Source organism: Pseudomonas sp. ASL3, assembly GCF_056680425.1.
Genome location: NZ_CM155281.1, coordinates 3,391,109 through 3,412,518, shown reverse-complemented (window position 1 = coordinate 3,412,518; position 21,410 = coordinate 3,391,109). Strand labels below are relative to the sequence as shown.

Genomic DNA, 21,410 nt, shown 5'->3' with positions numbered 1-21,410 from the left:
GGGATCAAAGGCCAAAAACCAACGCCCCGACAAGTCGGGGCGTTGGTTTGAAACATGATCGTCAGGTTTTCACACAGCCTGTGTGAGTCCGAGTTTGTTGCGCAGTCGATAGATGTGAGTATCAAGGGGGCGCGATGACTGCACTTCTTCATGGGGCCAAAAACGCTCGTACAGGTATTCGCGAGATAATGGCCGTCCCAGATTGCTGAACAGACAGCGTGCCAGACGGTACTCTCGCTCGGTCAGGCTGATCGGTAAACCGGAACGGGTGACGGTCAGTTCCGAATCATCGAAACAAAGGTCGTTGAAACTCAATAACTCTGAGGCTGTAGCGCGAGTGATGACATGGCGACGCAATACCGCAATGACCCTGGCCTTGAGCTCATTGGCGCGGAAGGGCTTGCTCACGTAGTCGTCGGCACCACAGTTCAAGGCCTGGACGATATCGCTTTCGGTATCACGACTCGTCAGCATGATTGCCGCCGGAGGGACCTCCATGTGCTCGCGGCTCCAACGCAAGAGTGCCAGCCCGCTCATGTCGGGCAGCTGCCAATCAATAATCATCAGATCAAAGGTTTCGCGCTTGAGTTGCCGTAACAAGTCTTCGCCACGCTCAAAAAAATGCAAGGCCCACGGTGGTTCATTTGATCCGGGGATCCCTTGCAGTGCCTGCTCGACCCGGCGTAACTCAGCAGGTTCGTCGTCCAATATCGCAATACGCATGCGTTAGTCCTTTGCCCTCACGGAGGTATAGCGCTTCGCGGCTGACCCAAGAGGCCACATGGTCAGCCCTGACACATTATTTAATATTTGAACAATTGTGGCGATTTTCTATGTAAGCAAGTCGCGCCGAACAGGCTGAATTCAAATAATTATTAGGTGGGCAGGTGGGTAGGTGGGCAGGTAGGGTTGGTCAGCGACTCAATGCGGCAGGGTAACGCTTCGCACATTCAAGGAAAAGAGCCATGGCGATGACCGTGTGAAAAGACAATCTGAACAAATATGACAAATCAGTCAGCGACGTGGGTGCAGCTGGTAAATTTCCACCCGTTGAGAAAGATAGGGGCGCTGGAGCAACACTGACGCAAGGATGTGTCCACCTGCCTGACTCAAGGCGGGAGACGGAGGGGCGAGTTCCTGGCCGTCGTCGGGACATGGTCAGGATGATTTTTTCTCGATAGACAAGGCGGACATATCCTATGAACCGGCTTGGACACAGGGATGTGTCATCCCTTGCCTGGCGGCCATATCTGGAGCCTATAGGTGTGTGACACTAACAGTCCGATCATCCACTCGGTTATGTTGCGCATAGTGCAAGATGCGCACTCGATTGATTAGAGGCGCTGAACGTTGTTCTCCTGACACGTACGACAAGCGAATCCAATGAGTGAACTGCCTCGTTCTTTTTTTGCAAACTTCCTCCGTCCGCAAATTCTGCCAGCGTTTTCTCTTGCTCATTTACAGCCGTCAGGGCGGTACCTGAGTACCCGGCTATTATGGCTTGGTGGTTTGTTTTGTCTGTCTGTTCAGGCGACTCTGGCGGCGCCGGGCAATCAACCCGCGGACTTTATAGATCGCGAGCAGCAGTGTCGGGCGCAACCGCTGCCGGCGATTGTCATGCACCTGACCGGCGAAGCCTGGAAGCTGGACAGTAAAGGTAACCAGACGCCATTGGAGGAGGGTATGACGCTTGACGAGCAGGAAGGCGTGAGGACTTTGCCTGATGCATTCGTCAGTCTGTCACTGGGGGATGGATCCCGGATTGTCCTGCCCTCCAGCTCACAGGTCAGACTGCATCTGGTTGATGACCTGAAAATTCCACAAGTCATCCTTGAGCAAGGGCAGGTCGAGTCATACGTGATCAAGCGCTGGAGCGATCGCGACCGCTTCCAGATTGTTACGCCGGTGGGCGTGCTGGGTGTGCGCGGGACGCACTTTCGCGTGCGCAGTGAAAGTGCGCAGGCATTGGTCGAAGTGCTCAATGGCCAGGTAGCGGTCAACCGTGACCAGGTCGATCACCCTGCGGTCGAGTCTGCCGGGACTCGCGACAGTGATGTTCGTGTCGGCGCCCGGCAAGGCATGCGGGTGCAGAAACAAGGTGAGCTGAAGGCGGTGGAGTTGTTGCCGGCGCCGCTGTTGCTGGGGCAAGGCGGCCAGAAGGGCCCGTCGCCGGTCTGGCAGCTGTTCCTCAAGCCCCTGACCGGCGCCTCACGCTATCGCGCACAGGTCGCCATTGACCGGGACTTCATGGATATCAAACAGGAGCGTTTCTCCAGTACGCCGACGTTCAATTTCAGTGGCCTGAAAGCGGCGTTCTACCATGTGCGCTTATCCGCCTTTGACGCGCAAGGGTTGGAGGGTGAGACCAGCGGATATGACATTTTCTATTATCCGGCGCGCGCCATGGCAAACAGTGCTTCAGTGTCTAACCCATGACTTTTTGGCGGCGTGCCGAAGGTCGTGAGCCGAGTCAGGCACAGCGGCTGTTTCGCGGATTAGTGCGCGAATGGTTGTGGGTGATCCTGACGCTGCTGCCTTTGACTGCTGCCTTGTCGTTCAGCCATGGATTGGCCTTGGACAATCTTCTTTATGATCGCCTGCGTAGCCTGAGCCCGTTGCCTGTTGACCCACGGATTCTCATTGTCACTATCGATGACTTGAGCTTGCAGAGTCTTGGTCGCTGGCCCTGGCCTCGAAACCTGCATGCGCAATTGCTCGACAGGCTGGCTGACGCGGGTGCCAAGGCGGTGCTGTTCGATGTGATTTTCAGCGAGCCGGAGCCTGTGCCCGCCAATGATCAGTTGCTCGCCCAAGCCCTCTGCCGTTCAGGCAATGTGGTGCTGCCGTTGTTGCGCGAAGGGCTGCCACGCTATGGCAAGAGCCTGGTAGAAATAGAACCGGTAGAGCCGTTGCGCAGCTGCGCCAGGGCCATTGGTCACATCAACATGCAAGCCGATACTGACGGCGTTGTGCGCAACATCTATCTGAGCGAAGGGCCTGTGCAACATCTGCGACCACAGCTGGCCTGGCAGGTCTACGCGCTGACCCAGGCGGGCAAGGCGCTGCAAATGCCAGGTAGCCCGGACGCGTTGCAGATGGCCGGTTGGCAACGTGAGCACGCGATCCTCGTGCCTTTTATCGCAGCCGACTCAGGCTTTCCCAGTGTGCCCTACCTCAGTGTATTGCGCGGTGAAGTCCCGCCGGAGTTGTTGCGCGATCGAATTATTTTGATCGGTGCCACGGCCCCTGGCCTGGGTGACCGCTATGTCACATCACTGTCGGTGCAAACCGGTACCACCTCAGGGGTCGAGATTCAGGCGAATATTCTCAATGGCCTGCTGCAACAGCGCAGCATTGTGACGCTTGCTCAATGGCTTTCGACCTGGCTATCCATGGCCGTGGTGACGGTATTGCTGGGTTTACTGCTGCTGCGGGCACGCTACGCCTTGTTGCTGACCCTGGCCTGCGTGACGGTCACCCTACTCGGCACATGGGGGTTATTGCGCGCTGGTTGGTGGTGGCCTCCTGGCGCAAGTCTCGCCGGGCTACTGCTGGCCTATCTGATCTGGAGCTGGCGCCGCTTGAGTGTGGTACTGGCGTATTTCGGCTGGGAGCTGGCGCGCCTGGACAGCGAGCCCAAGGTTTTGCCTGAGCGCCGCAGTGCCATCGTCCCGCGGGGTGATGTCTTGCAGGGGCGGATAGCGGCCTTGGAGCAGGCCGTGAGCCGCACCCGCGACACTCGCCGTTTTATGGCCGACGGCCTTGAATGCCTGCCGATTGCGACGCTGATCAGTGATCCAGGCGGGTGCATTCTGCTGGCCAACAGCAGGGCGCGCGCACTGCTGGGTAGTGAACTGGTCGGTGAAACGCTGCTCGGTTGTCTGACCCGTCTCGGTTACCCCGGCTTGCTTGACGGTGTCCCGACCCAGCTTGCGGCACTTGAGAGCCTTGAATTTCGTGATCACCGCGATCGCAGTCTGCGCCTGGATCTGGCGCCGTTGCTGCCGGTGGAGGGTGAGGTTGCCTTGGGCTGGTTATTCAGCTTCACCGACTTAAGTATCGAGCGCGATGCCGAACAGCAGAGGGCAACCTTGCTGCGCTTTTTATCCCATGATTTGCGCGCACCGCATTCGGCGATTCTGGCGTTGCTCGATCTACAGCGTCATCAGCGTGCAGGCAACACCCAGGTCTTCCAGCAGATAGAGCAGCAGGTGCGCAAGGCCCTGGGGCTGACCGACGCTTTCGTGCTGTTGGCCAGGGCCGAGTCAGAGATGTATCAGTTCCAGCCGTGTCTGTTCGCGATGCTGGTCCTTGACGCCTTCGATCAGGCCATGACCCACGCACAACTGAAAAACATCCATCTGCTGCATGACCTGGATGAAGATGAAAGCATCGTCTCGGCTGACCCGGCGTTGCTGACGCGTGCGTTGTTCAACCTGCTGGAAAACGCCATCAAATACAGCCCGTCAGGGTCGACCGTAAGGGTCCGCGTCAGGGGCGACGAGGACGCGCTGACCTGCCTGATCATCGACCAGGGCAAAGGGATCGCCGCCGACGAATTGCCCGAGTTGTTCAGCCAATATCGCCGCTTCGCTTCGGCCGAACTCAGCGACGGACTCGGCCTTGGCCTGGCGATGGTCAAGGCGGTGGTTGATCGACATCACGGTCGCATCGATTGTGAGAGTGTCGTCGACCAAGGCACGACCTTCGCCCTTCGCATGCCTCTCATGAAGGATTGACGCCTGCGCAACAGCGGGGAAGGGCGGCGCCCTGTGCGGGTCTGGCTTCGCTGGACCACTACAGGTTCACTCGAATCGGAAGGCCCTCTCACTTCAATTCTGAAGAAATATGGCGATTTGCCTTATCGCTGCAAATTCCATGGAAAACTCGCTGTCTAGATCAGGACTGGCGTGTGTTCACGGGCCAAATGAAGAGAAGATTTTCCCCTATGCGTGATCTGGATCAAATTGCAAACAATGCCACCCACCGCACGCTCTTCAGCCTCCCACCGATCCGCAAGAACGCCAACACAATCCCTGGCATTCAGGTCCTGCCGTCATGGCAGGTTGTCACGGGGGACACAGACATCGATATGTTGCTTTGGCTGCATAGCGTGATTGCCACCGGACAACCGGACTCAATCGCAACGGCGAAAAAAGCAGCGAAAAAGATGCGGATACCGGTCGACGTGCTGGAGGAGCGCTCCGGTGAATTTAATTGCGAAGAAACACCGGCTGAGCTGTTTTGCGCCAAGATGCTGCACCGAGTAAAGGGTGGCAGCCGTTCAATCCTCAATTACGACAGACAAGCTGCTGCAAAGCGCTTCAAGGCCAAACCGGGCTTGATGCCTAATACCTTGGCAGACTGCCTGCATGAACTGAATTACTGGAATGAGCTTTACCTGCTGCGCAAGGCCTGCGGGGAATGTGGGGAGAGCCGCCCTGTCGCGACGATCCGCGATTGGTTTGTATTCACAATGATGGCTGAAATCAAGCCGCGCAGCCGAGAGGAAGCGCTGGCGGTCTATCAATACATGATTGATCACGACATGGAAGACCAAAGCGATAGCCAAGCCATCATCAAAAACCTGATCGGGTGATCTTACGTAGCTCGTTCTTGCTGTTCGTCAAGCGCACCGGGGAAAAAATATGTGATCTCCACCCGCGAACGACGGGTCGAATTGGGTCTCCGCACCAAACACTGCGCTGAGCGGTGATCCTTAGCGTTCAAAAAATTACGCGAAATTCATGCCGCTGTAACATTTTGATAAGTATAATCCGCCCCGGAAAAGCTATGCATTTGCGTCTGGTTCGATAGTACCTGCCGCCATACGCTGATGGCGTGATGGCATTACCGCTAGGGTTTCATTCCGCTTTTCCAGCCCGAATTCCAATTTCAACCCCACCAACGGAGACTTCAGCCATGGATCCTGCCCATTCTCGGTGGGTCATGCATTGGGATGCCAAACGGGATGTAGTCGGTGCGCGGTATTATTCAGCAGTCTGCATCTCTGAGTAACTCGGCCGTTTCCCCTGCATTTATCCTGTAGCGTTCGTTTGCGTGGCCTCCCTCCGTCGTTTTACCGCCCCACTAGAGTGTGCTTTGCTTTGACTGCCTGCTGCGCAGTATCGTGCGCTGGCGCTCTAGACGGTGTAGACCCGTGGTCAGGGACCACACTCAGAAAGCTGCTGGAATCACTGAACATGAATAAAGTATTCCGTCATTACATCCCGGCGACGGCAAGACGGCTGCTTCCCAATCGCTGGGATCTGGTAGCCATGCCGTTGGTTATCGGGTTTTTGCTGTTTTTCTCAATTGGCGCAGAGCAGACATGGGCGCCGATTTCAACCTTGCAGACCCAGGCTATTTCGCTCGATCCGGCCAATCTGCCTGAATATGCAGTACGCACCACATTGCGCATGCTCGCGGCGATGGTTGCATCCCTGATATTCACCCTGGTTTACGGTACGTTGGCTGCCAAAAGCCGACGGGCAGAGAAATTGCTGGTGCCGGTTCTGGATATCCTGCAATCGGTGCCCGTTTTGGGATACATCTCGTTTACGGTGACGTTTTTTCTGTTGCTGTTTCCAGGGCGTGTACTGGGTGCGGAATGCGCCGCCATTTTCGCCATCTTCACCGCCCAGGCCTGGAACATGACCTTCAGCTTCTATCAGTCACTGCGTATGCTGCCCCGTGACCTGGAAGAAGTGGCCAGTAACCTTCAGCTTTCCGGCTGGCAAAAATTCTGGAAGCTGGACGTTCCGTTTGCCATGCCAGGGCTGATCTGGAACATGATGATGAGCATGTCCGGGGGCTGGTTCTTTGTGGTTGCCTCTGAAGCCATCACCGTGGGTGACAAGACCATCACCTTGCCAGGCGTGGGCTCCTATCTGGCGCTCGCCATTGAGCAACGCGACCTGCACGCCGTGGGCTACGTTATTCTGGCGATGATCGCGGTCATTCTTATCTATGACCAGTTCCTGTTCCGGCCGTTGGTGGCATGGGCGGATAAATTCCGCATGGAAGACACTGCCTCCCAAGCCCGCGCGCCTGAGTCTTGGGTGCTGAACCTGATCCAGCGGACCAGGGTTATTCAGCGTCTGTTGCGGCCTTTTGCCCGGGCCATTACCCGCATCGGCCATATGCGCCTGAGCTTGCCGCGATCAAAAGCGGTGGCGTTAAAAGAGACCCGCACCGTTTCACGCGTTATCGATTGGGTCTGGGGCGCGTTGATTGCAGGGCTCACCCTTTACATCCTGTACCGCGTAACGCACTACATCGGTAGCGAGGTGACGCTCTCAGAGCTCTGGCATGTGCTCGGTTTGGGTTTAATTACCCTGTTGCGTGTGGTTCTGTTGATTGTGGTCGCGTCAGTGATTTGGGTACCGCTTGGAGTGCTGATTGGTTTGCGTCCGCACCTTGCGGAGAAAATCCAGCCGTTGGCCCAGTTCCTTGCTGCCTTCCCCGCCAATTTGTTGTTTCCGGTGTTTGTCATCGTGATTCTGCGCTATCAGTTGAACCCGGATATCTGGCTGAGCCCGCTGATCGTGCTGGGTACACAGTGGTACATCCTGTTCAACGTAATTGCCGGCGCCAGCGCGTTCCCGAATGACTTCAGGGAGGCTGCTGCCAATTTCCGCATCCGCGGCTGGCAGTGGTGGCGCAAGATAATGCTACCCGGCATCTTCCCGTATTACGTGACAGGGGCGATTACAGCCTCTGGCGGGGCCTGGAATGCCAGTATCGTTTCCGAATTTGTCTCATGGGGACAAGACAAGGTAGTGGCGCACGGTTTGGGTGCCTATATCGCCCAGACCACTGCTGCCGGCGACTTTCCGAAAATCACGCTGGGCGTGGTGGTGATGTCGCTCTTTGTCGTGGCCTTCAATCGCTTGGTGTGGCGGCCGATGTACGCCATTGCTGAAAACAAACTCCGCCTGAATTAATTGGAGTCGATGCATGAATACCTATACCGAACGCACAAGCGTATCACCCGAAATCTACTCACTTAGTAAGGTGAGCCGGGCTTTTGGCAAGGGCAAGGATGAGTTGCAGGTTCTCAGCGATGTTGATCTGTCGCTGCGCGAAGGCGAAATTGTTGGCCTGTTGGGCCGCTCCGGATCGGGCAAGTCGACACTGCTGCGCATCATCGCCGGCCTGATAGAGCCCTCTTCTGGCGAGGTCCGATACAACGGCTCATTGTTGAACGGGCCCGCCGAAGGTGTGGCCATGGTCTTTCAGACCTTTGCGCTGTTTCCTTGGCTGACCGTGCTCGAAAACGTGGAGGCGGGTCTTCAAGCGCTGCAGGTAGAGCCAAAAGCGGCGCGTAAGCGCGCGCTGGCCGCGATCGACCTGATCGGCCTCGATGGATTCGAAAACGCCTATCCGCGTGAATTGTCTGGCGGGATGCGTCAACGCGTGGGCTTTGCCCGAGGCTTGGTGGTCAACCCAACCTTGTTATTGATGGACGAGCCTTTCTCTGCCCTGGATGTCTTGACGGCAGAAACACTGCGATCCGATTTGCTGGATTTGTGGAGTGGAGAGCAGCTACCGATCAAATCCATCTTGATCGTGACTCACAATATCGAAGAAGCGATATTGATGTGCGACCGCGTTCTGGTCTTGTCGTCAAATCCCGGGCGGGTTGTGGCGGAAATCAAGGTGCCATTTGCTCATCCGCGCAACAGGCTGGATCCGACCTTTCGCAAGATGGTTGATGACACTTATGCATTGATGACCAACCGACGCAGTGCTGACGCCAGCACCGGCAAGGCCGAACTGCAGATGGGCAGTCCGCTGCCACAGGTCTCCACCAACCTGATGGCTGGTCTGATCGAGGCGCTGGCGGCCGAGCCCTATCACGGGCATGCCGGCTTGTCGAAAGTCTCGGAGCGACTGTTGCTGGAAGTCGACGATTTGTTCCCGGTGGCGGAGATGCTGGAGCACTTGGGCTTCGCTGAGCTCAAGGGGGCCGATATCACGCTCACCGAGGCGGGCAAGTTGTTCGCCGATTACGGCACTCAGGAACGCAAAGCCATTTTTGCCGAGCGCCTGGTCAGATATGTGCCATTGGCCGCCCGTATCCGCCAGGTGTTGCAGGAGCGGAACGGGCACTGGGCGCCGCGTGTGCGCTTCGAGCAGGAATTGGAAGACTCGCTCACCGAAGCTTTCGTGGAGAAAACCCTGGAGAGCGTGATCAGTTGGGGGCGATACGCTGAAATCTTCTCCTACAACGACCATACCGAGACGTTCAGCCTGGAAGATGTCGAAGGCAGCCAATAGCACTCCCGGCGTCATGGGGTGGCAGTCCAGAGCCGGGCACGATCCTGTGCCGTGCTGATGGCGTGTAGGGGCGAGGAGTCGAGTGAGCTACATCAAATTACTCAACGCAGCGGTGCAGCGACCACGCCCGGCATCAGCATGTCGAGGTGATAGCCGCGACGACCGTCACCTACCGCAACATGCAGGCCCTCGATGCCTTCGTTGAGTTGGGAATTGATGCGGTAATCGATCTTGTCGGCAATGCTGGCGTTGACCCCGAAAGCGCACTCGGTCAAGTGCAGGCCGCGCGGTCCGGTGGCTTCGTTCAGCAGCGCGCAATAGTCGCGGTCGCCCACCTTGAACGATCGGACCTGGCTGTCCTTGATGATCGCCGTGGCGCCGTGAGTCGCGACATCATGGGACAAGCTGGCCAATGACTCGATCAGCCGGGGTGGAATGGATGGATCATGGTAACCACGCGCGGACAGGATGCCGGCGACCTTGAACTCGCCGTTCAGAGTGAAGGATCGCGGTTCGTCAGGGTTCATGTGGGTGTAATGGACTTCCAGCAATTCAGCCAGCGGGAATATATAAGTACCTTCCGACGCCTGGATATCCTCCTCAATCATGGCGTAAGGCGCCACCTCCTCGCGGATGTCCAGGCAGCCCCGGCTGTTCGGTCCGGTGAGCAGCAACTGGTTGTGGTCATCGAGCAATGTCAGCAATTGCTCCTGTTTGCGCATGGCCAGGCGATAGTCGCTGGCGCAGATCAGGTCCAGGGCGTAGATCGCACTTTTCAGCGTCGGGTCGAATGCATGGGCCTGGGTGTAGAGGGCGCGTCCCGATTTGCAGCGGGCTGAGAGGCGCAGCAATGACTCGGTGGCCTCTCTGCTGAGGGTGATGCACACACTGTTGGCCGGCATGCTGCTCAGCTCATTGATCAATAGCGCATCGATTGCCCTGTTGCGGGCATGGGTAACCAGTTCTTTGGAGTCGGTCAGCAAACTGATGTCGCTTGAGCCGAAAAAGCTTTCGAGGTGTTTCAAGTTGTTCATTGGCATGTTCTCGATGTTTAGAACATGCCACCGCATAGAACAGTGGCATGCCTAACCAGGTTAATCGGATATAACACTCACCATTTGGTCAGAGGGTAAAAACCAAAGGTGTGTTGTTGGCTGGGTTTGACTCGATTGAGGGTTGGCTTATTCATCGTGTTCGTTCTCCGTTGATGTTGATCAGACGGTGTGTCTGACGGGAAAACGTTATGACGAACTCGGTCCGAATAAAACTATCCGGTCGGGTAGGTGTGGATAGTCGAGGACGGGTATTAACTGTTGCGGTGGGTATTCAACGGGCTGTCTATTAAAAAGCAGGATGTAAGAAGGCCGTAGATGCTGAGTCAGCGTCTACGGCCTTTTTGATGCTGCTGATGTTTAATACTAAGGGTGCGGTTCGAAATCGACTCAACGCGTGTGGTAGGTTGGCAAATCGAAGCGATGCTGGCTTTGCAGCATGGAGATTGCCGGCAATTCGCTGGCCTGAGCTGCCAGGTCGCGGCGAATGGCGCTGATCACCCAGTCCAGTTGCACCGGCGTGTGCAGTTGGGCGTAGGTCACCGAGCGGCGAATCTGTTTGCCTTCGCTATTGCGCAAACTCAGCAACACACTGCCATCCGGACGGAGTTGAGTCGTGACTTCAAATTCGGAAAATACGGACGAAAATTTTTCTTGGATGAAAGTCATATCTGGCGGCTCCATTGCTCATGGGATAACAAGCGTGGAGTAACTGCTGCAGTGTCTGTGCCAGTACGGATATTTTAATAATTCAAAGTAAAATCAATAACTTATAAGAATTGTATTTTTTTGGTTTCGTGCAAAATGCATGAATTGCCATCGGGCATCCTGCATTTTGCGGGGCGCGAACAGGTTATTTGAGCCGCGCTATTGAGCTCCGCGCCGTGCAGGGGGAGATACAAAACTTTTCAAATCGCTCGTGTACAGCTGTTGAACGGCTGACGTACTTTCCTTGCAGCGGCGGCAAGGACTGCACCGCGACCGTAGCGCCTAAAACAAGAACCAGAATCAAGTGGCCACGAGGGAGCAACCATGAGTCATAGCGACATGATCACCTGGGCCGTGATGGCCCGTAAGCTTCCTTCCATCGCCAGGGCGCTGCCGCGGGTGATCAAAGGAATGAAGCTTTCCAACGTCACCAAGGCTGATCAGCCCTGCGGTCTGGGCTGGACCTTCGAGCAGGCGGTGCTGCGCAACCCGCAGGGCCCGGCACTGCTTTATAAGGACTGCGTGTTCACCTACGAGCAGGTCAACCAGTGGGCCAACCGCATCGCGCATTATCTGATTGCTCAGGGCATCAACAAGGGTGATGTGGTCGGGATCTTCGTCGAGAACCGCCCCGAACTGTTGGTGCATGTGCTGGCCGTGGCAAAAATCGGCGGGGTCTGTGCGATGCTCAATACCTCGCAAACCCAAGGCGTGCTGGTGCACAGCCTGAATCTGGTGAAGCCGGTGGCGATTATCGTCGGCGAGGAGTTGGTCAGCGTTTTCAGCGCCGTGCGTGGCGAGGTTGCCATCGACGCAAGCAAAACGTTCTTTGTCGCCGATCAGGACACCAGCAAAGATGCGGGGCAAGCCCCCGAAGGCTATATCAATCTGGCTCTTTCCAGCGCTGACGGCTCCTCGAAAAACCCGATCACTACGCAGCGCATTCACTTCGATGATGCGTGCTTCTATATCTACACCTCAGGCACCACCGGTTTGCCCAAGGCTGGCGTTTTCAAGCATGGCCGCTGGATGAAAACTTACAGCGGTTTCGGCATGATCGCTCTGGATATGCGCCCTGAGGATGTCGTCTATTGCACCTTGCCGCTGTATCACGGTACGGGCCTGAGCGTGTGCTGGGGCTCGGCGGTGTGCGGTGCGTCGGGCTTTGCGATTCGGCGCAAGTTCAGTGCCAGCCAATTCTGGAGCGATACCCGCAAATTCAAGGCGACCACCGTTGGCTATGTCGGCGAGCTGTGCCGCTATCTGATCGATCAGCCGGTGCAGGGCGACGACGCCGACAATCCGGTGCGCAAGATGATCGGCAACGGTCTGCGTCCGGGTGTCTGGATGGACTTCAAAAAGCGCTTCGCTGTCGACCATGTCTGCGAGTTGTACGCTGCCAGCGACGGCAATATCGGCTTCACCAATGTCCTCAACTTCGACAACACGGTCGGCTTTTCCCTGCAGGCCTGGTCGCTGGTGGCATACGCCCCCGATACCGGCGCGCCGATCCGCAACCCGAATGGTTTCATGCAGAAGGTCGAGAAGGGCGGGCAGGGCCTGTTGCTGGCGAAAATCGATGAAAAAGCGCCACTCGATGGCTACACCGAGCCTGATAAAAATCAGAAAGTGATTCTCTGCGACGTGTTCGAAAAGGGCGATCGGTACTTCAATACCGGGGATTTGCTGCGCGATATCGGCTTTGGTCATGCGCAGTTCGTCGACCGATTGGGCGACACCTATCGCTGGAAGGGCGAAAACGTATCGACCACCGAAGTCGAGAACATCATGCTGCAGCACCCGAAAATCTCGGAAGCGGTGGCGTACGGCGTCGAGATCAGAAACACCAACGGCCGCGCCGGCATGGCAGCGATTACCCCGGCCGAGTCGCTGGCGACCCTGGATTTCAAAGAGTTGCTGCAGTTCGCGAAAAATCAGATGCCCTCATACGCAGTGCCCGTGTTTCTGCGAGTGAAGGTCAAGATGGAGACCACCGGAACCTTCAAATACCAGAAGACCCGGCTCAAGGACGAGGCCTTTGACCCCAGCAAAACCGGGGATGATCCGGTCTATGCTTGGCTGCCGGGTTCAGATACGTATGTGCCGGTCACTCCTGATGTGCTGTTGGATATCCATGCCGGCAAGTTTCGGTATTGAGAGCCTAGATATTAAGAGCTCCGGTATTAAGAGCCCAGCTATTAAGAGCGCCGTTATTGAGTTTTCCTATGGACCACATACCTTGACCCTGGACGGGCTGCTCTGGAAACTGCTGGGCAACCCGTTCATTCCAACTGGCTGTTTTTGCCTGCGGCGCTCAAGGAGTAATACATGTCAGACGATTCCAAACCGACCACCGATGCCAAGCTAATGACTGATGACGAGGCGCTGGAGTTTGCCGAGCAGGTTTTTGATCTCGCGCGTAAAGGCGATGCACAGATGCTCGGCCGTCTGCTGGAAAAAGGCCTGACGCCCAATTTGCGCAACCACAAGGGTGACACCTTGTTGATGCTGGCCAGCTATCACGGCCATCTGGACGCCGTGCAGGTGTTGCTGGACTTCAAGGCTGATCCTGAAATCCGCAACGACAACGGCCAGAGCCCGATTGCCGGCGCGGCGTTCAAGGGCGATCTGCCAGTGGTCAAACTGCTGGTGGAAAAGGGTGCTGAAGTTGAGGGTGCCTCAGCGGACGGGCGTACGGCATTAATGATGGCAGCCATGTTCAACCGTACCGAAATCGTGGATTACCTGCTGTCCAAAGGCGCCAATCCCCACGTCAGGGATGCCAAGGGCGTTACCCCGTTGGCGGCCGCGCAGACCATGGGCGCTGTGGACACCGCCGAGCAACTGAGCAAGCTCAACGGTTGAGCGTTTTCGCCAGTCGTTTTGCCAGGTGGTGGGGCGTTGGTAGCTTGCATCGAAACTCTGCATTGAAAATCTCTGCCAATAGAGCCTCGGTTGATTTCCAGCTATCCTTCGCGCCTCTATTGGCACCTGTCAGGACAACCCATGAAAAACCAACTCATAGAGTTAATCAGCAAAATCAGTTCGGGTTGCATGGGCGAGGAAGAAATCGCACACATCGCCGACGAGGCCGCTCAAGCCTACGCCGATCCGCAGGCGTTTCTCGCGGCCAATCCAGACATCAACTACGACGACAGCTTTCCGATTCCGCTGGGTGAATGGGTGGTGCTCGGCAGCTTGCCAGAGACGGTGTTGTTCCAGGCCGATAGCTACATGGACCTGTTCGCGCAGATCGTCGATTCCTTCGGCAGGGAGGTGGCCTTCAACATCAAACCCAAGCAATTGGCCAAGGTCGAGGCACTGACTGCCCTCAACCGGATTCAGATCCAGCTGAGCAGCATGCATAAGGAAATGGGCGGTTATGTGCTGATGAACCTCAGCCAGCCGCTGGACGACGAACTGCAAGCAGTGCTGGTCTACGGTAATGATCAGGACCGCGTGCTGGAACTGTGTGCCGCCGTGGGCATCGCAGCAGCGCCTTCACTGGAAGCGCTGCGGTTGGCGTTGTATCAGTAGTTATGGATTTGCGCTGCTCCCCCGGAGATAGATCCGGCGCTGAAATAAGATGCTGGCGAAATGGAACCCTCGATGCGCGCAACTATCCTAAGCAGGCAAGCATTCAATCAGGAGCATTACCATGGGTTCTACCTTTAATGGTCTGGTCGGGCTGATCATCCTTGCCCTGGATATCTGGGCAATCATCAATGTGTTGAAAAGCGGCGTCGAAACCGGGATGAAGATCCTCTGGGTATTGCTGATTGTGCTGTTGCCGGTATTGGGCCTCGTCATCTGGGCGATTGCCGGGCCGCGCGGCAACCTGCGAGTCTGAGCGCACGGCTGACCAATAGAGGTTCGACCTGTCATCGTCTGCGACGTAGAATGCGCGACTTTCTTAGGGGCGGCGCTTTTTCTAAAAGCGACGCGCTGTCCGTTGCCACCAGCATTCACCGGGGACTTACCCATGAGCGATTATCAAGAAACGTTGTACGAAGGCTACGGCCAGCGCTTTCGCATGGAAAAACTGCTGCACGAAGTGCGCACCGAGCATCAACATCTGGTGATCTTCGAGAACCCGCGCATGGGCCGCGTCATGGCACTCGACGGCGTGATCCAGACCACCGAAGCCGACGAGTTCATCTACCACGAGATGCTCACTCACGTACCGATCCTCGCCCACGGCAGCGCCAGGCGCGTGCTGATCATCGGCGGCGGCGACGGCGGCATGCTGCGCGAAGTCGCCAAGCATCGCAGCATCGAACACATCACCATGGTCGAGATCGACGGCACCGTGGTCGAGATGTGCAAGCAGTTTTTGCCGGACCACTCCAAAGGTGCCTTCGACGATTCGCGGCTGAATCTGGTGATCGACGACGGCATGCGCTTCGTCTCCACCACCGAAGAAAAATTCGACATCATCATTTCCGACTCCACCGACCCGATCGGTCCGGGCGAAGTGCTGTTCTCCGAAAACTTCTATCAGGCTTGCCGTCGCTGCCTGAACGAAGGCGGCATCCTGGTCACGCAGAACGGTACGCCCTTCATGCAGTTGACCGAAGTGCAGACCACTGCCGGCCGCCTGCGCAGCCTGTTCCCGGACTGGCACTTCTATCAGGCCGCGATCCCGACTTATATCGGCGGTGCCATGACCTTCGCTTGGGGCGCGACCAACACTGCCTACCGCAAACTGCCATTGGAGACCCTGCGTCAGCGCTTCGCCGGCAGCGGTATCGTTACGCGCTACTACAATCCTGAGATCCATATCGGCGCGTTTGCATTGCCGCAGTATGTTTTGCAGGCGGTGAACAAGCCGAGTAACGACTGATTGGTGATCCAAAGGCCACTTTTACCGGTGGCTAATGTTTCGTATGGGTAACATTTAAATCAAAATGTTATCTTTGCGTAACATTGTCTTGCTCGGGCGATTTGTTACGTATACATTCCATGTTTACGGTCATGTCATGCAGGCGTAACAAATGGACGCTCTTTTGTTAATCGAACGGCTCGGTGACCAGATCGAAGCCATGCGCAAAGCCCGAGGAATGACATTGATCGAGTTGGCAGCTCGCGCAGGGGTGACCCGACAAAAGCTGGCAGAAATTGAAAAGGGCAGACCGACTGTATCGATCCTGCTTTATGCCAAGGTGCTCGCCTCGTTGAGTGCTGAACTCAGTGTCATACCTGCGCGCCGCCCCACCTTTGAAGAGCTACATCAGACTTTCCAGTAGGCAAACTCCCGACATAGCGCCTTACATTTCAGGGGCCGTGCGAGACGAAATTTTCACAGCCCATTCCAGAAAATCATGCGCGGTTATTTCGCCCTGTGGTGGCTTCGACCCTTGCTCTAGAGCAGCGGGCCGCCTTGTTTTAGCTACACCGTCATTGACGATTTGGCGCGCATCCTTGGTAAACGCCGCGCGATCATGAAAAAATTGCCCTCCGCGCCGACCTCGCTGTCTCGAACAGTGCAGGGCGCACATGCATTTGAACTTCAACCTGAATCCAACGGATCCTAGAACACCATGGCCCAAACGGACGCCCTGAGTCATCAGCACGCCTCGTCGCGCTCGCTGCAACCCACCGTCAAATCGCATCTGGCTTACACGCTGCTGAGCGGTCTGGTCTTGATGGTGATGTACTCCCTGCTGCGAGTCGCGCTGCTGGTCTATAACCGCGAAATGATTGGCAGCACTCCGGCGTCGACCTTTTTCGAGGCGATGGGCAATGGCCTGCGTTTCGACTTGCGCCTGACGGTCTACCTGATCATTCCTCTGCTGCTGGCGCTGTTCAGCGCCCGAGCCATGGCTGCGCGTGGGTTTTTCCGGTTTTGGTTGACGCTTGTCGCCAGCATCACGCTGTTCCTCGGCCTGATGGAGATGGACTTTTACCGCGAGTTCCATCAACGCTTGAACGGGCTGGTGTTCCAGTACGTCAAGGAGGACCCGAAAACCGTGCTGAGCATGCTCTGGTACGGCTTCCCGGTGGCGCGCTATCTGCTGGCCTGGGCGGCGGTTACCTGGATCCTGAGCCTGCTCTTCAAGGGCGTGGACCGTCTGACCCGGCCGCGTCGCGGATTTGGCACCACCAGCAACCGTTCGGTCGCCCCGTGGTACCTGCGCATCGGCGTGTTTGTGGTCTGTCTGATGATTGCCGTCGTCGCCGCTCGTGGCACCCTGCGTCAGGGCCCGCCGCTGCGTTGGGGGGATGCTTACACCACCGATTCGAACTTCGCCAACCAGTTGGGCCTCAATGGCACTTTATCGCTGATCTCTGCAGCCGAAAACCTGACCTCCGACCAGCGCGCCAACATCTGGAAGGCCACGCTGCCGCAACCTGAGGCGCAACAAATCGTGCGCGACATGTTATTGACCGCCAACGACAAGCTGGTCGATCCCGACACCGCTGCCGTGCGTCGTGACTCCTTCCCGCCTGCGGAAAAAACGCTGCCGATTCGCAACGTGGTTGTGATCCTGATGGAAAGCTTCGCCGGTCATTCGGTGGGGGCCCTGGGCAGCGATGCCAACATCACGCCTTACTTCGACAAGCTGTCCAAAGAAGGTCTGCTGTTCGACCGCTTCTTCTCCAACGGTACTCATACCCACCAGGGTATGTTCGCCACCATGGGCTGTTTCCCTAACTTGCCAGGTTTCGAATACCTGATGCAGACACCGGAAGGCAGTAACAAACTGTCCGGTCTGCCGCAGCTGCTCGACGCCCGCGGCTATGATGATGTCTACGTCTACAACGGCGACTTCGCCTGGGACAACCAGTCAGGTTTCTTCAGCAACCAGGGGATGACCACCTTCATCGGCCGCAATGACTTCGTCAATCCGGTGTTCTCCGACCCGACCTGGGGTGTCTCCGACCAGGACATGTTCGACCGTGGCGCTCAAGAACTGAAAGCCCGCGAAGGCAAAAAGCCGTTCTATGCGCTGCTGCAGACCCTGTCCAACCACACGCCGTATGCGCTGCCGGCAAACTTGCCGGTCGAGCGCGTCACCGGGCACGGTGCGCTGGATGAGCATTTGACCGCCATGCGGTATGCCGACTGGGCGTTGGGGCAGTTCTTCGAGAAGGCGCGTAAAGAACCTTACTTCAAGGAAACCCTGTTCATCGTCGTCGGTGATCATGGCTTCGGCAACGATCAGCAAATCACCGAGATGGACCTTGGGCGCTTTAACGTGCCGATGCTGATGATCGGCCCTGGTATCCAGGAAAAATTCGGTAAGCGCAGCAGTATTGTCGGCACCCAGATCGATATCGTGCCGACCATCATGGGTCGTCTGGGCGGTGAATCGCGTAACCAATGCTGGGGTCGTGACTTGCTGAACCTGCCTGAAGGCGATAAGGGTTTTGGCGTGATCAAGCCATCCGGGGGCGAGCTGACCGTCGCCCTGGTGACCGGTGACCGCATCCTGATCGAGCCCAAGGATATGGAGCCCCGCGTGTACCAATATGAGTTGGGCGCCAAACCCCACGCAGAGCTGATGCCTGATCAACCGGATCTGGCACAACTAAGGCAGAAGCTGGAAAGCTTTCTGCAAACCGCGACCACGAGCCTGATGGATAACACCGCGGGTGTGACCGAGGGCAAGCATCGCTGATCGGGGACAATGCACTGAAAAAAAGGCCTTTATCGGCCTCTTTTTTTTGCGCGCCCGGCAGCGGAAACCTGGTGGAACGAATGGCTGATTTTCAGGGTCCAGATTAAGTAAGCCGCTTTCTTCGGCTTCGCTGAGGAGACATTGATGAAACAGTGGATCATTACTTACCTCGATAAAGACGGTGTGCAGCAACGCCTTGAGTTTGCGAGCGAGCAGCGCCCGAGTAATGAGGACGCAGCGGATCACCTGCGTGAGGTTTTGTATCCTGTCGCCGATAAGCTTGATTTGAACGATCTTGACGGTCGGGCGCCCGAGCCAACCGTAAAATCCCTGAAGGCACTGTACAGCGTGCAAATCATCTCCGTCACCGAGACCCCTTGAATCAGACCTTCGGCTAATACCTGTTCTGCCATTTGGCACAGGCGGTCGATAGGGTTACTCTGCAAATGAGGCCGGTGCAGCATTGCTCTGGCCTCTCCATGTCGATGCCCGGTCTGGCTGCATAGACCTGGCCTTGTCAGCTACATGCTTGACTCCCTGGCGGCAGATTATCTGTCGCCGAGCGGCCACTGTTCGGTGGGTCGCGTTGGGAGTGTTGAAACTCTATCTATCGTTGCATAGGAGGACGTTTCATGAGCACAGCCTATCAAGAGGACATCAGCAGTAACGTACTGCGCCGCATGAAAGAGGGCGGTTTTGATTTCGCGCGTATCCATCCCATCGAGTTTTATGCCGTTTTCCCGGATGAGGAACGGGCGCGGCAGGCTGCAGGGCAGTTCCGTGGAGAGTCCTTGAACGCACAGGTCAGCGCCCGCGACGACGGGGCTTGGGATCTGCTGTTGAGCAAGGTGATGTACGCGACTTATGACGGTATCGATGATTTCGAGCAGGACTTTCAAACGGTGATCACGCCGCTGGACGGTGAGGTCGAGGGTTGGGGTGTCACTCAAGAGGTCAAGCGCTTTCACGCCTGACCTGATAGCACGTTGAACAGCTCCGTTTATTAATCGCCCAGCGTTTTAAACCCCGTGCCGGCTGACCTTGCGTCAGCCGGCTTTAGTTTGTGCGTTCTAAATGTTGCGGGGACTATCAGGCTTGTCGTGAAACAAAATCCACCCTTGAAATCAACTCTGGCTATGCTGGTGATAGATATTGAGTTTGAAGGACGCTTCCCAATGGAGCGTAGGAGATTCAGTTGGGGCGGTTACTGCACAGGAATGGTGCGGGTAGCGTCAAGGATTTACCTAACTTATTGATAGTTAAGCGTTTATGCCGATGGCACGGGCCTTGCGAAGGCCCTTGGTGTCCGTGGTGACAAGGAGTACGGCATGATCCGCACCTTTTATGATGAGATGTACGATGCTGGCGGTCTGGTCCGTCCGCATTATCGGGAGTTCGCTCGTTGGCTGGGCGAAACACCGCCCGAGCTGTTGGCTCAGCGCAGGCGTGAAGCCGATCTTTTGTTTCATCGCGCCGGGATCACTTTCACGTTGTACGGGGACGAGCAGGGCACCGAGCGGCTGATCCCCTTCGATACGATCCCGCGCAGTATCCCGGCCAGCGAATGGCGGGTTGTCGAGCGCGGCTGCATTCAGCGGGTCAAGGCGCTGAACATGTTTCTCGCCGACCTTTATCACGATCAGCGGATTATCAAGGCCGGGATCATCCCTGCCGAACAGGTGCTGGCCAACGAGCAATATCAGTTGGCGATGCAGGGCCTGAATCTGCACCGTGATCTGTATTCGCACGTTTCCGGTGTTGACCTGGTGCGTGACGGTGACGGCACCTACTACGTGCTCGAAGACAATCTGCGCACGCCCAGCGGCGTCAGTTACATGCTCGAAGATCGCAAGATGATGATGCGCCTGTTCCCGGAGTTGTTCGCCGCTCAGCGCATTGCCCCCATCGATCATTACCCGAACATGCTCCTCGATACCCTGAAAAGCTCCAGCCCCATCGACAACCCTAGCGTGGTGGTTCTAACCCCCGGTCGCTTCAACAGTGCCTTTTTCGAACACGCCTTTCTGGCGCGGGAAATGGGTGTCGAACTGGTGGAAGGGGCGGATCTGTTCGTGCGTGACGATCGCGTTTTCATGCGCACCACCGACGGTCCCAAAGCCGTCGATGTGATCTACCGCCGCCTGGACGACGCGTTCCTCGATCCGTTGGCGTTCAACCCCGATTCGATGCTCGGTGTGCCTGGCCTGCTATCGGCCTATCGCTCCGGTAACGTCGTGTTGGCCAATGCCGTCGGGACCGGCGTGGCAGACGACAAATCGATCTACCCCTATGTGACGGACATGATTCGTTTCTATCTGGACGAAGAGCCGATCCTGCAAAACGTACCGACCTGGCAGTGCCGCAAACCGGAAGAGTTGTCCCACGTACTGGCGCATCTGCCGGAGCTGGTGGTCAAGGAAACCCAAGGTTCGGGCGGCTACGGCATGTTGGTCGGCCCGGCCGCTACGGCCGCGGAAATCGAATCGTTTCGCGCCCGACTCAAAGCCAAGCCCCACGCGTACATCGCGCAACCCACTTTATGCCTGTCGACCTGTCCGACGTTTGTCGAGAACGGCATCGCCCCGCGCCATATCGACTTGCGCCCGTTTGTTCTTTCCGGCCGTGAAACCCGGGTAGTACCCGGCGGCCTTACCCGAGTGGCGCTGCGCGAAGGCTCCCTCGTGGTGAACTCGTCCCAGGGCGGTGGAACCAAGGACACCTGGGTGGTTGAGGATTAAGGATGCCT

At 56.8% G+C, this 21,410-nt stretch carries 17 protein-coding genes and 1 pseudogene; 15 read left to right on the top strand and 3 right to left on the bottom strand.

The window, feature by feature from the left end:
- Positions 1 to 81 precede the first annotated feature (81 nt).
- Positions 82 to 723, bottom strand: a pseudogene (locus AC1MEE_RS15755) (response regulator transcription factor); the annotation flags it as partial.
- A gap of 786 nt (positions 724 to 1,509) precedes the next feature.
- Between AC1MEE_RS15755 and AC1MEE_RS15750 the strand changes: the two are divergent.
- From AC1MEE_RS15750 to AC1MEE_RS15730, 5 genes are all read left to right on the top strand, one after another.
- Positions 1,510 to 2,436, top strand: a complete 927-nt coding sequence (locus AC1MEE_RS15750; RefSeq protein ID WP_480410534.1) for a FecR family protein — start codon at positions 1,510 to 1,512, stop codon at positions 2,434 to 2,436.
- Entirely contained in the window at positions 2,433 to 4,739 is a 2,307-nt protein-coding gene (locus tag AC1MEE_RS15745) for a CHASE2 domain-containing protein (RefSeq protein ID WP_480410533.1), read from the top strand. Before AC1MEE_RS15750 ends, AC1MEE_RS15745 begins: the two co-directional genes overlap by 4 nt.
- A gap of 209 nt (positions 4,740 to 4,948) precedes the next feature.
- Positions 4,949 to 5,599: a hypothetical protein gene (locus tag AC1MEE_RS15740; protein ID WP_480410532.1), complete on the top strand. Its 651-nt coding sequence runs from the start codon at positions 4,949 to 4,951 to the stop codon at positions 5,597 to 5,599.
- Between the two features lie 604 nt (positions 5,600 to 6,203).
- Positions 6,204 to 7,946 (top strand): ABC transporter permease, encoded by a 1,743-nt coding sequence (locus tag AC1MEE_RS15735; protein ID WP_480410531.1) that lies wholly within the window; start codon positions 6,204 to 6,206, stop codon positions 7,944 to 7,946.
- Positions 7,947 to 7,959: 13 nt separating this feature from the next.
- The gene (locus AC1MEE_RS15730; protein ID WP_480410530.1) at positions 7,960 to 9,282 is read left to right on the top strand and encodes an ABC transporter ATP-binding protein; all 1,323 of its coding nucleotides are present in this window, start codon (positions 7,960 to 7,962) and stop codon (positions 9,280 to 9,282) included.
- A 101-nt stretch (positions 9,283 to 9,383) separates the two neighbouring features.
- Here the strand turns inward: AC1MEE_RS15730 and AC1MEE_RS15725 are convergent, their stop codons facing one another.
- Positions 9,384 to 10,316 carry a CgnE/CgnB domain-containing protein gene (locus tag AC1MEE_RS15725; RefSeq protein WP_480410529.1) on the bottom strand — a complete coding sequence of 311 codons (933 nt, stop codon included), beginning with the start codon at positions 10,314 to 10,316 and terminating at the stop codon, positions 9,384 to 9,386.
- A 408-nt stretch (positions 10,317 to 10,724) separates the two neighbouring features.
- Complete coding sequence (locus AC1MEE_RS15720) at positions 10,725 to 11,003, bottom strand: DUF3509 domain-containing protein (RefSeq protein WP_480410528.1); 279 nt, start codon at positions 11,001 to 11,003, stop codon at positions 10,725 to 10,727.
- A gap of 363 nt (positions 11,004 to 11,366) precedes the next feature.
- On the opposite strand from AC1MEE_RS15720, the gene AC1MEE_RS15715 reads away from it, so the two are divergent.
- The 10 genes from AC1MEE_RS15715 to AC1MEE_RS15670 all read left to right on the top strand — a co-directional run bounded on the left by AC1MEE_RS15715 (position 11,367) and on the right by AC1MEE_RS15670 (position 21,402).
- Complete coding sequence (locus AC1MEE_RS15715) at positions 11,367 to 13,199, top strand: long-chain-acyl-CoA synthetase (RefSeq protein WP_480410527.1); 1,833 nt, start codon at positions 11,367 to 11,369, stop codon at positions 13,197 to 13,199.
- 171 nt (positions 13,200 to 13,370) lie between these two features.
- Positions 13,371 to 13,907, top strand: coding sequence for an ankyrin repeat domain-containing protein (locus AC1MEE_RS15710; RefSeq protein ID WP_480410526.1), 537 nt, complete (start codon positions 13,371 to 13,373; stop codon positions 13,905 to 13,907).
- 141 nt (positions 13,908 to 14,048) lie between these two features.
- Entirely contained in the window at positions 14,049 to 14,579 is a 531-nt protein-coding gene (locus AC1MEE_RS15705) for a hypothetical protein (RefSeq protein WP_480410525.1), read from the top strand.
- A 121-nt stretch (positions 14,580 to 14,700) separates the two neighbouring features.
- A complete protein-coding gene (locus AC1MEE_RS15700; RefSeq protein ID WP_480410524.1) occupies positions 14,701 to 14,892 on the top strand; it encodes a PLDc N-terminal domain-containing protein in 192 nt (63 codons plus the stop codon).
- A 132-nt stretch (positions 14,893 to 15,024) separates the two neighbouring features.
- Complete coding sequence (speE, locus tag AC1MEE_RS15695; protein WP_480410523.1) at positions 15,025 to 15,885, top strand: polyamine aminopropyltransferase; 861 nt, start codon at positions 15,025 to 15,027, stop codon at positions 15,883 to 15,885.
- Positions 15,886 to 16,036: 151 nt separating this feature from the next.
- On the top strand, positions 16,037 to 16,288 hold the full coding sequence (locus AC1MEE_RS15690) for a helix-turn-helix domain-containing protein (RefSeq protein WP_480410522.1): 252 nt from the start codon (positions 16,037 to 16,039) through the stop codon (positions 16,286 to 16,288).
- Between the two features lie 294 nt (positions 16,289 to 16,582).
- On the top strand, positions 16,583 to 18,664 hold the full coding sequence (locus AC1MEE_RS15685; RefSeq protein ID WP_480410521.1) for an LTA synthase family protein: 2,082 nt from the start codon (positions 16,583 to 16,585) through the stop codon (positions 18,662 to 18,664).
- A gap of 144 nt (positions 18,665 to 18,808) precedes the next feature.
- A complete protein-coding gene (locus AC1MEE_RS15680; RefSeq protein WP_480410520.1) occupies positions 18,809 to 19,045 on the top strand; it encodes a hypothetical protein in 237 nt (78 codons plus the stop codon).
- Between the two features lie 251 nt (positions 19,046 to 19,296).
- Positions 19,297 to 19,638 carry a ribonuclease E inhibitor RraB gene (locus AC1MEE_RS15675; protein WP_480410519.1) on the top strand — a complete coding sequence of 114 codons (342 nt, stop codon included), beginning with the start codon at positions 19,297 to 19,299 and terminating at the stop codon, positions 19,636 to 19,638.
- 354 nt (positions 19,639 to 19,992) lie between these two features.
- Entirely contained in the window at positions 19,993 to 21,402 is a 1,410-nt protein-coding gene (locus tag AC1MEE_RS15670) for a circularly permuted type 2 ATP-grasp protein (protein ID WP_480410518.1), read from the top strand.
- The last annotated feature ends 8 nt before the right edge of the window (positions 21,403 to 21,410 follow it).

What these genes read in the sequence shown, in the direction of transcription:
- AC1MEE_RS15745 (WP_480410533.1), top strand. Translation starts at nt 2,433, where the DNA reads ATGACTTTTTGGCGGCGTGCCGAAGGTCGTGAGCCGAGTCAGGCACAG.
- AC1MEE_RS15740 (WP_480410532.1), top strand. Translation starts at nt 4,949, where the DNA reads ATGCGTGATCTGGATCAAATTGCAAACAATGCCACCCACCGCACGCTC.
- AC1MEE_RS15735 (WP_480410531.1), top strand. Translation starts at nt 6,204, where the DNA reads ATGAATAAAGTATTCCGTCATTACATCCCGGCGACGGCAAGACGGCTG.
- AC1MEE_RS15730 (WP_480410530.1), top strand. Translation starts at nt 7,960, where the DNA reads ATGAATACCTATACCGAACGCACAAGCGTATCACCCGAAATCTACTCA.
- AC1MEE_RS15725 (WP_480410529.1), bottom strand. Translation starts at nt 10,316, where the DNA reads ATGAACAACTTGAAACACCTCGAAAGCTTTTTCGGCTCAAGCGACATC.
- AC1MEE_RS15720 (WP_480410528.1), bottom strand. Translation starts at nt 11,003, where the DNA reads ATGACTTTCATCCAAGAAAAATTTTCGTCCGTATTTTCCGAATTTGAA.
- AC1MEE_RS15715 (WP_480410527.1), top strand. Translation starts at nt 11,367, where the DNA reads ATGAGTCATAGCGACATGATCACCTGGGCCGTGATGGCCCGTAAGCTT.
- AC1MEE_RS15710 (WP_480410526.1), top strand. Translation starts at nt 13,371, where the DNA reads ATGTCAGACGATTCCAAACCGACCACCGATGCCAAGCTAATGACTGAT.
- AC1MEE_RS15705 (WP_480410525.1), top strand. Translation starts at nt 14,049, where the DNA reads ATGAAAAACCAACTCATAGAGTTAATCAGCAAAATCAGTTCGGGTTGC.
- AC1MEE_RS15700 (WP_480410524.1), top strand. Translation starts at nt 14,701, where the DNA reads ATGGGTTCTACCTTTAATGGTCTGGTCGGGCTGATCATCCTTGCCCTG.
- speE (WP_480410523.1), top strand. Translation starts at nt 15,025, where the DNA reads ATGAGCGATTATCAAGAAACGTTGTACGAAGGCTACGGCCAGCGCTTT.
- AC1MEE_RS15690 (WP_480410522.1), top strand. Translation starts at nt 16,037, where the DNA reads ATGGACGCTCTTTTGTTAATCGAACGGCTCGGTGACCAGATCGAAGCC.
- AC1MEE_RS15685 (WP_480410521.1), top strand. Translation starts at nt 16,583, where the DNA reads ATGGCCCAAACGGACGCCCTGAGTCATCAGCACGCCTCGTCGCGCTCG.
- AC1MEE_RS15680 (WP_480410520.1), top strand. Translation starts at nt 18,809, where the DNA reads ATGAAACAGTGGATCATTACTTACCTCGATAAAGACGGTGTGCAGCAA.
- AC1MEE_RS15675 (WP_480410519.1), top strand. Translation starts at nt 19,297, where the DNA reads ATGAGCACAGCCTATCAAGAGGACATCAGCAGTAACGTACTGCGCCGC.
- AC1MEE_RS15670 (WP_480410518.1), top strand. Translation starts at nt 19,993, where the DNA reads ATGATCCGCACCTTTTATGATGAGATGTACGATGCTGGCGGTCTGGTC.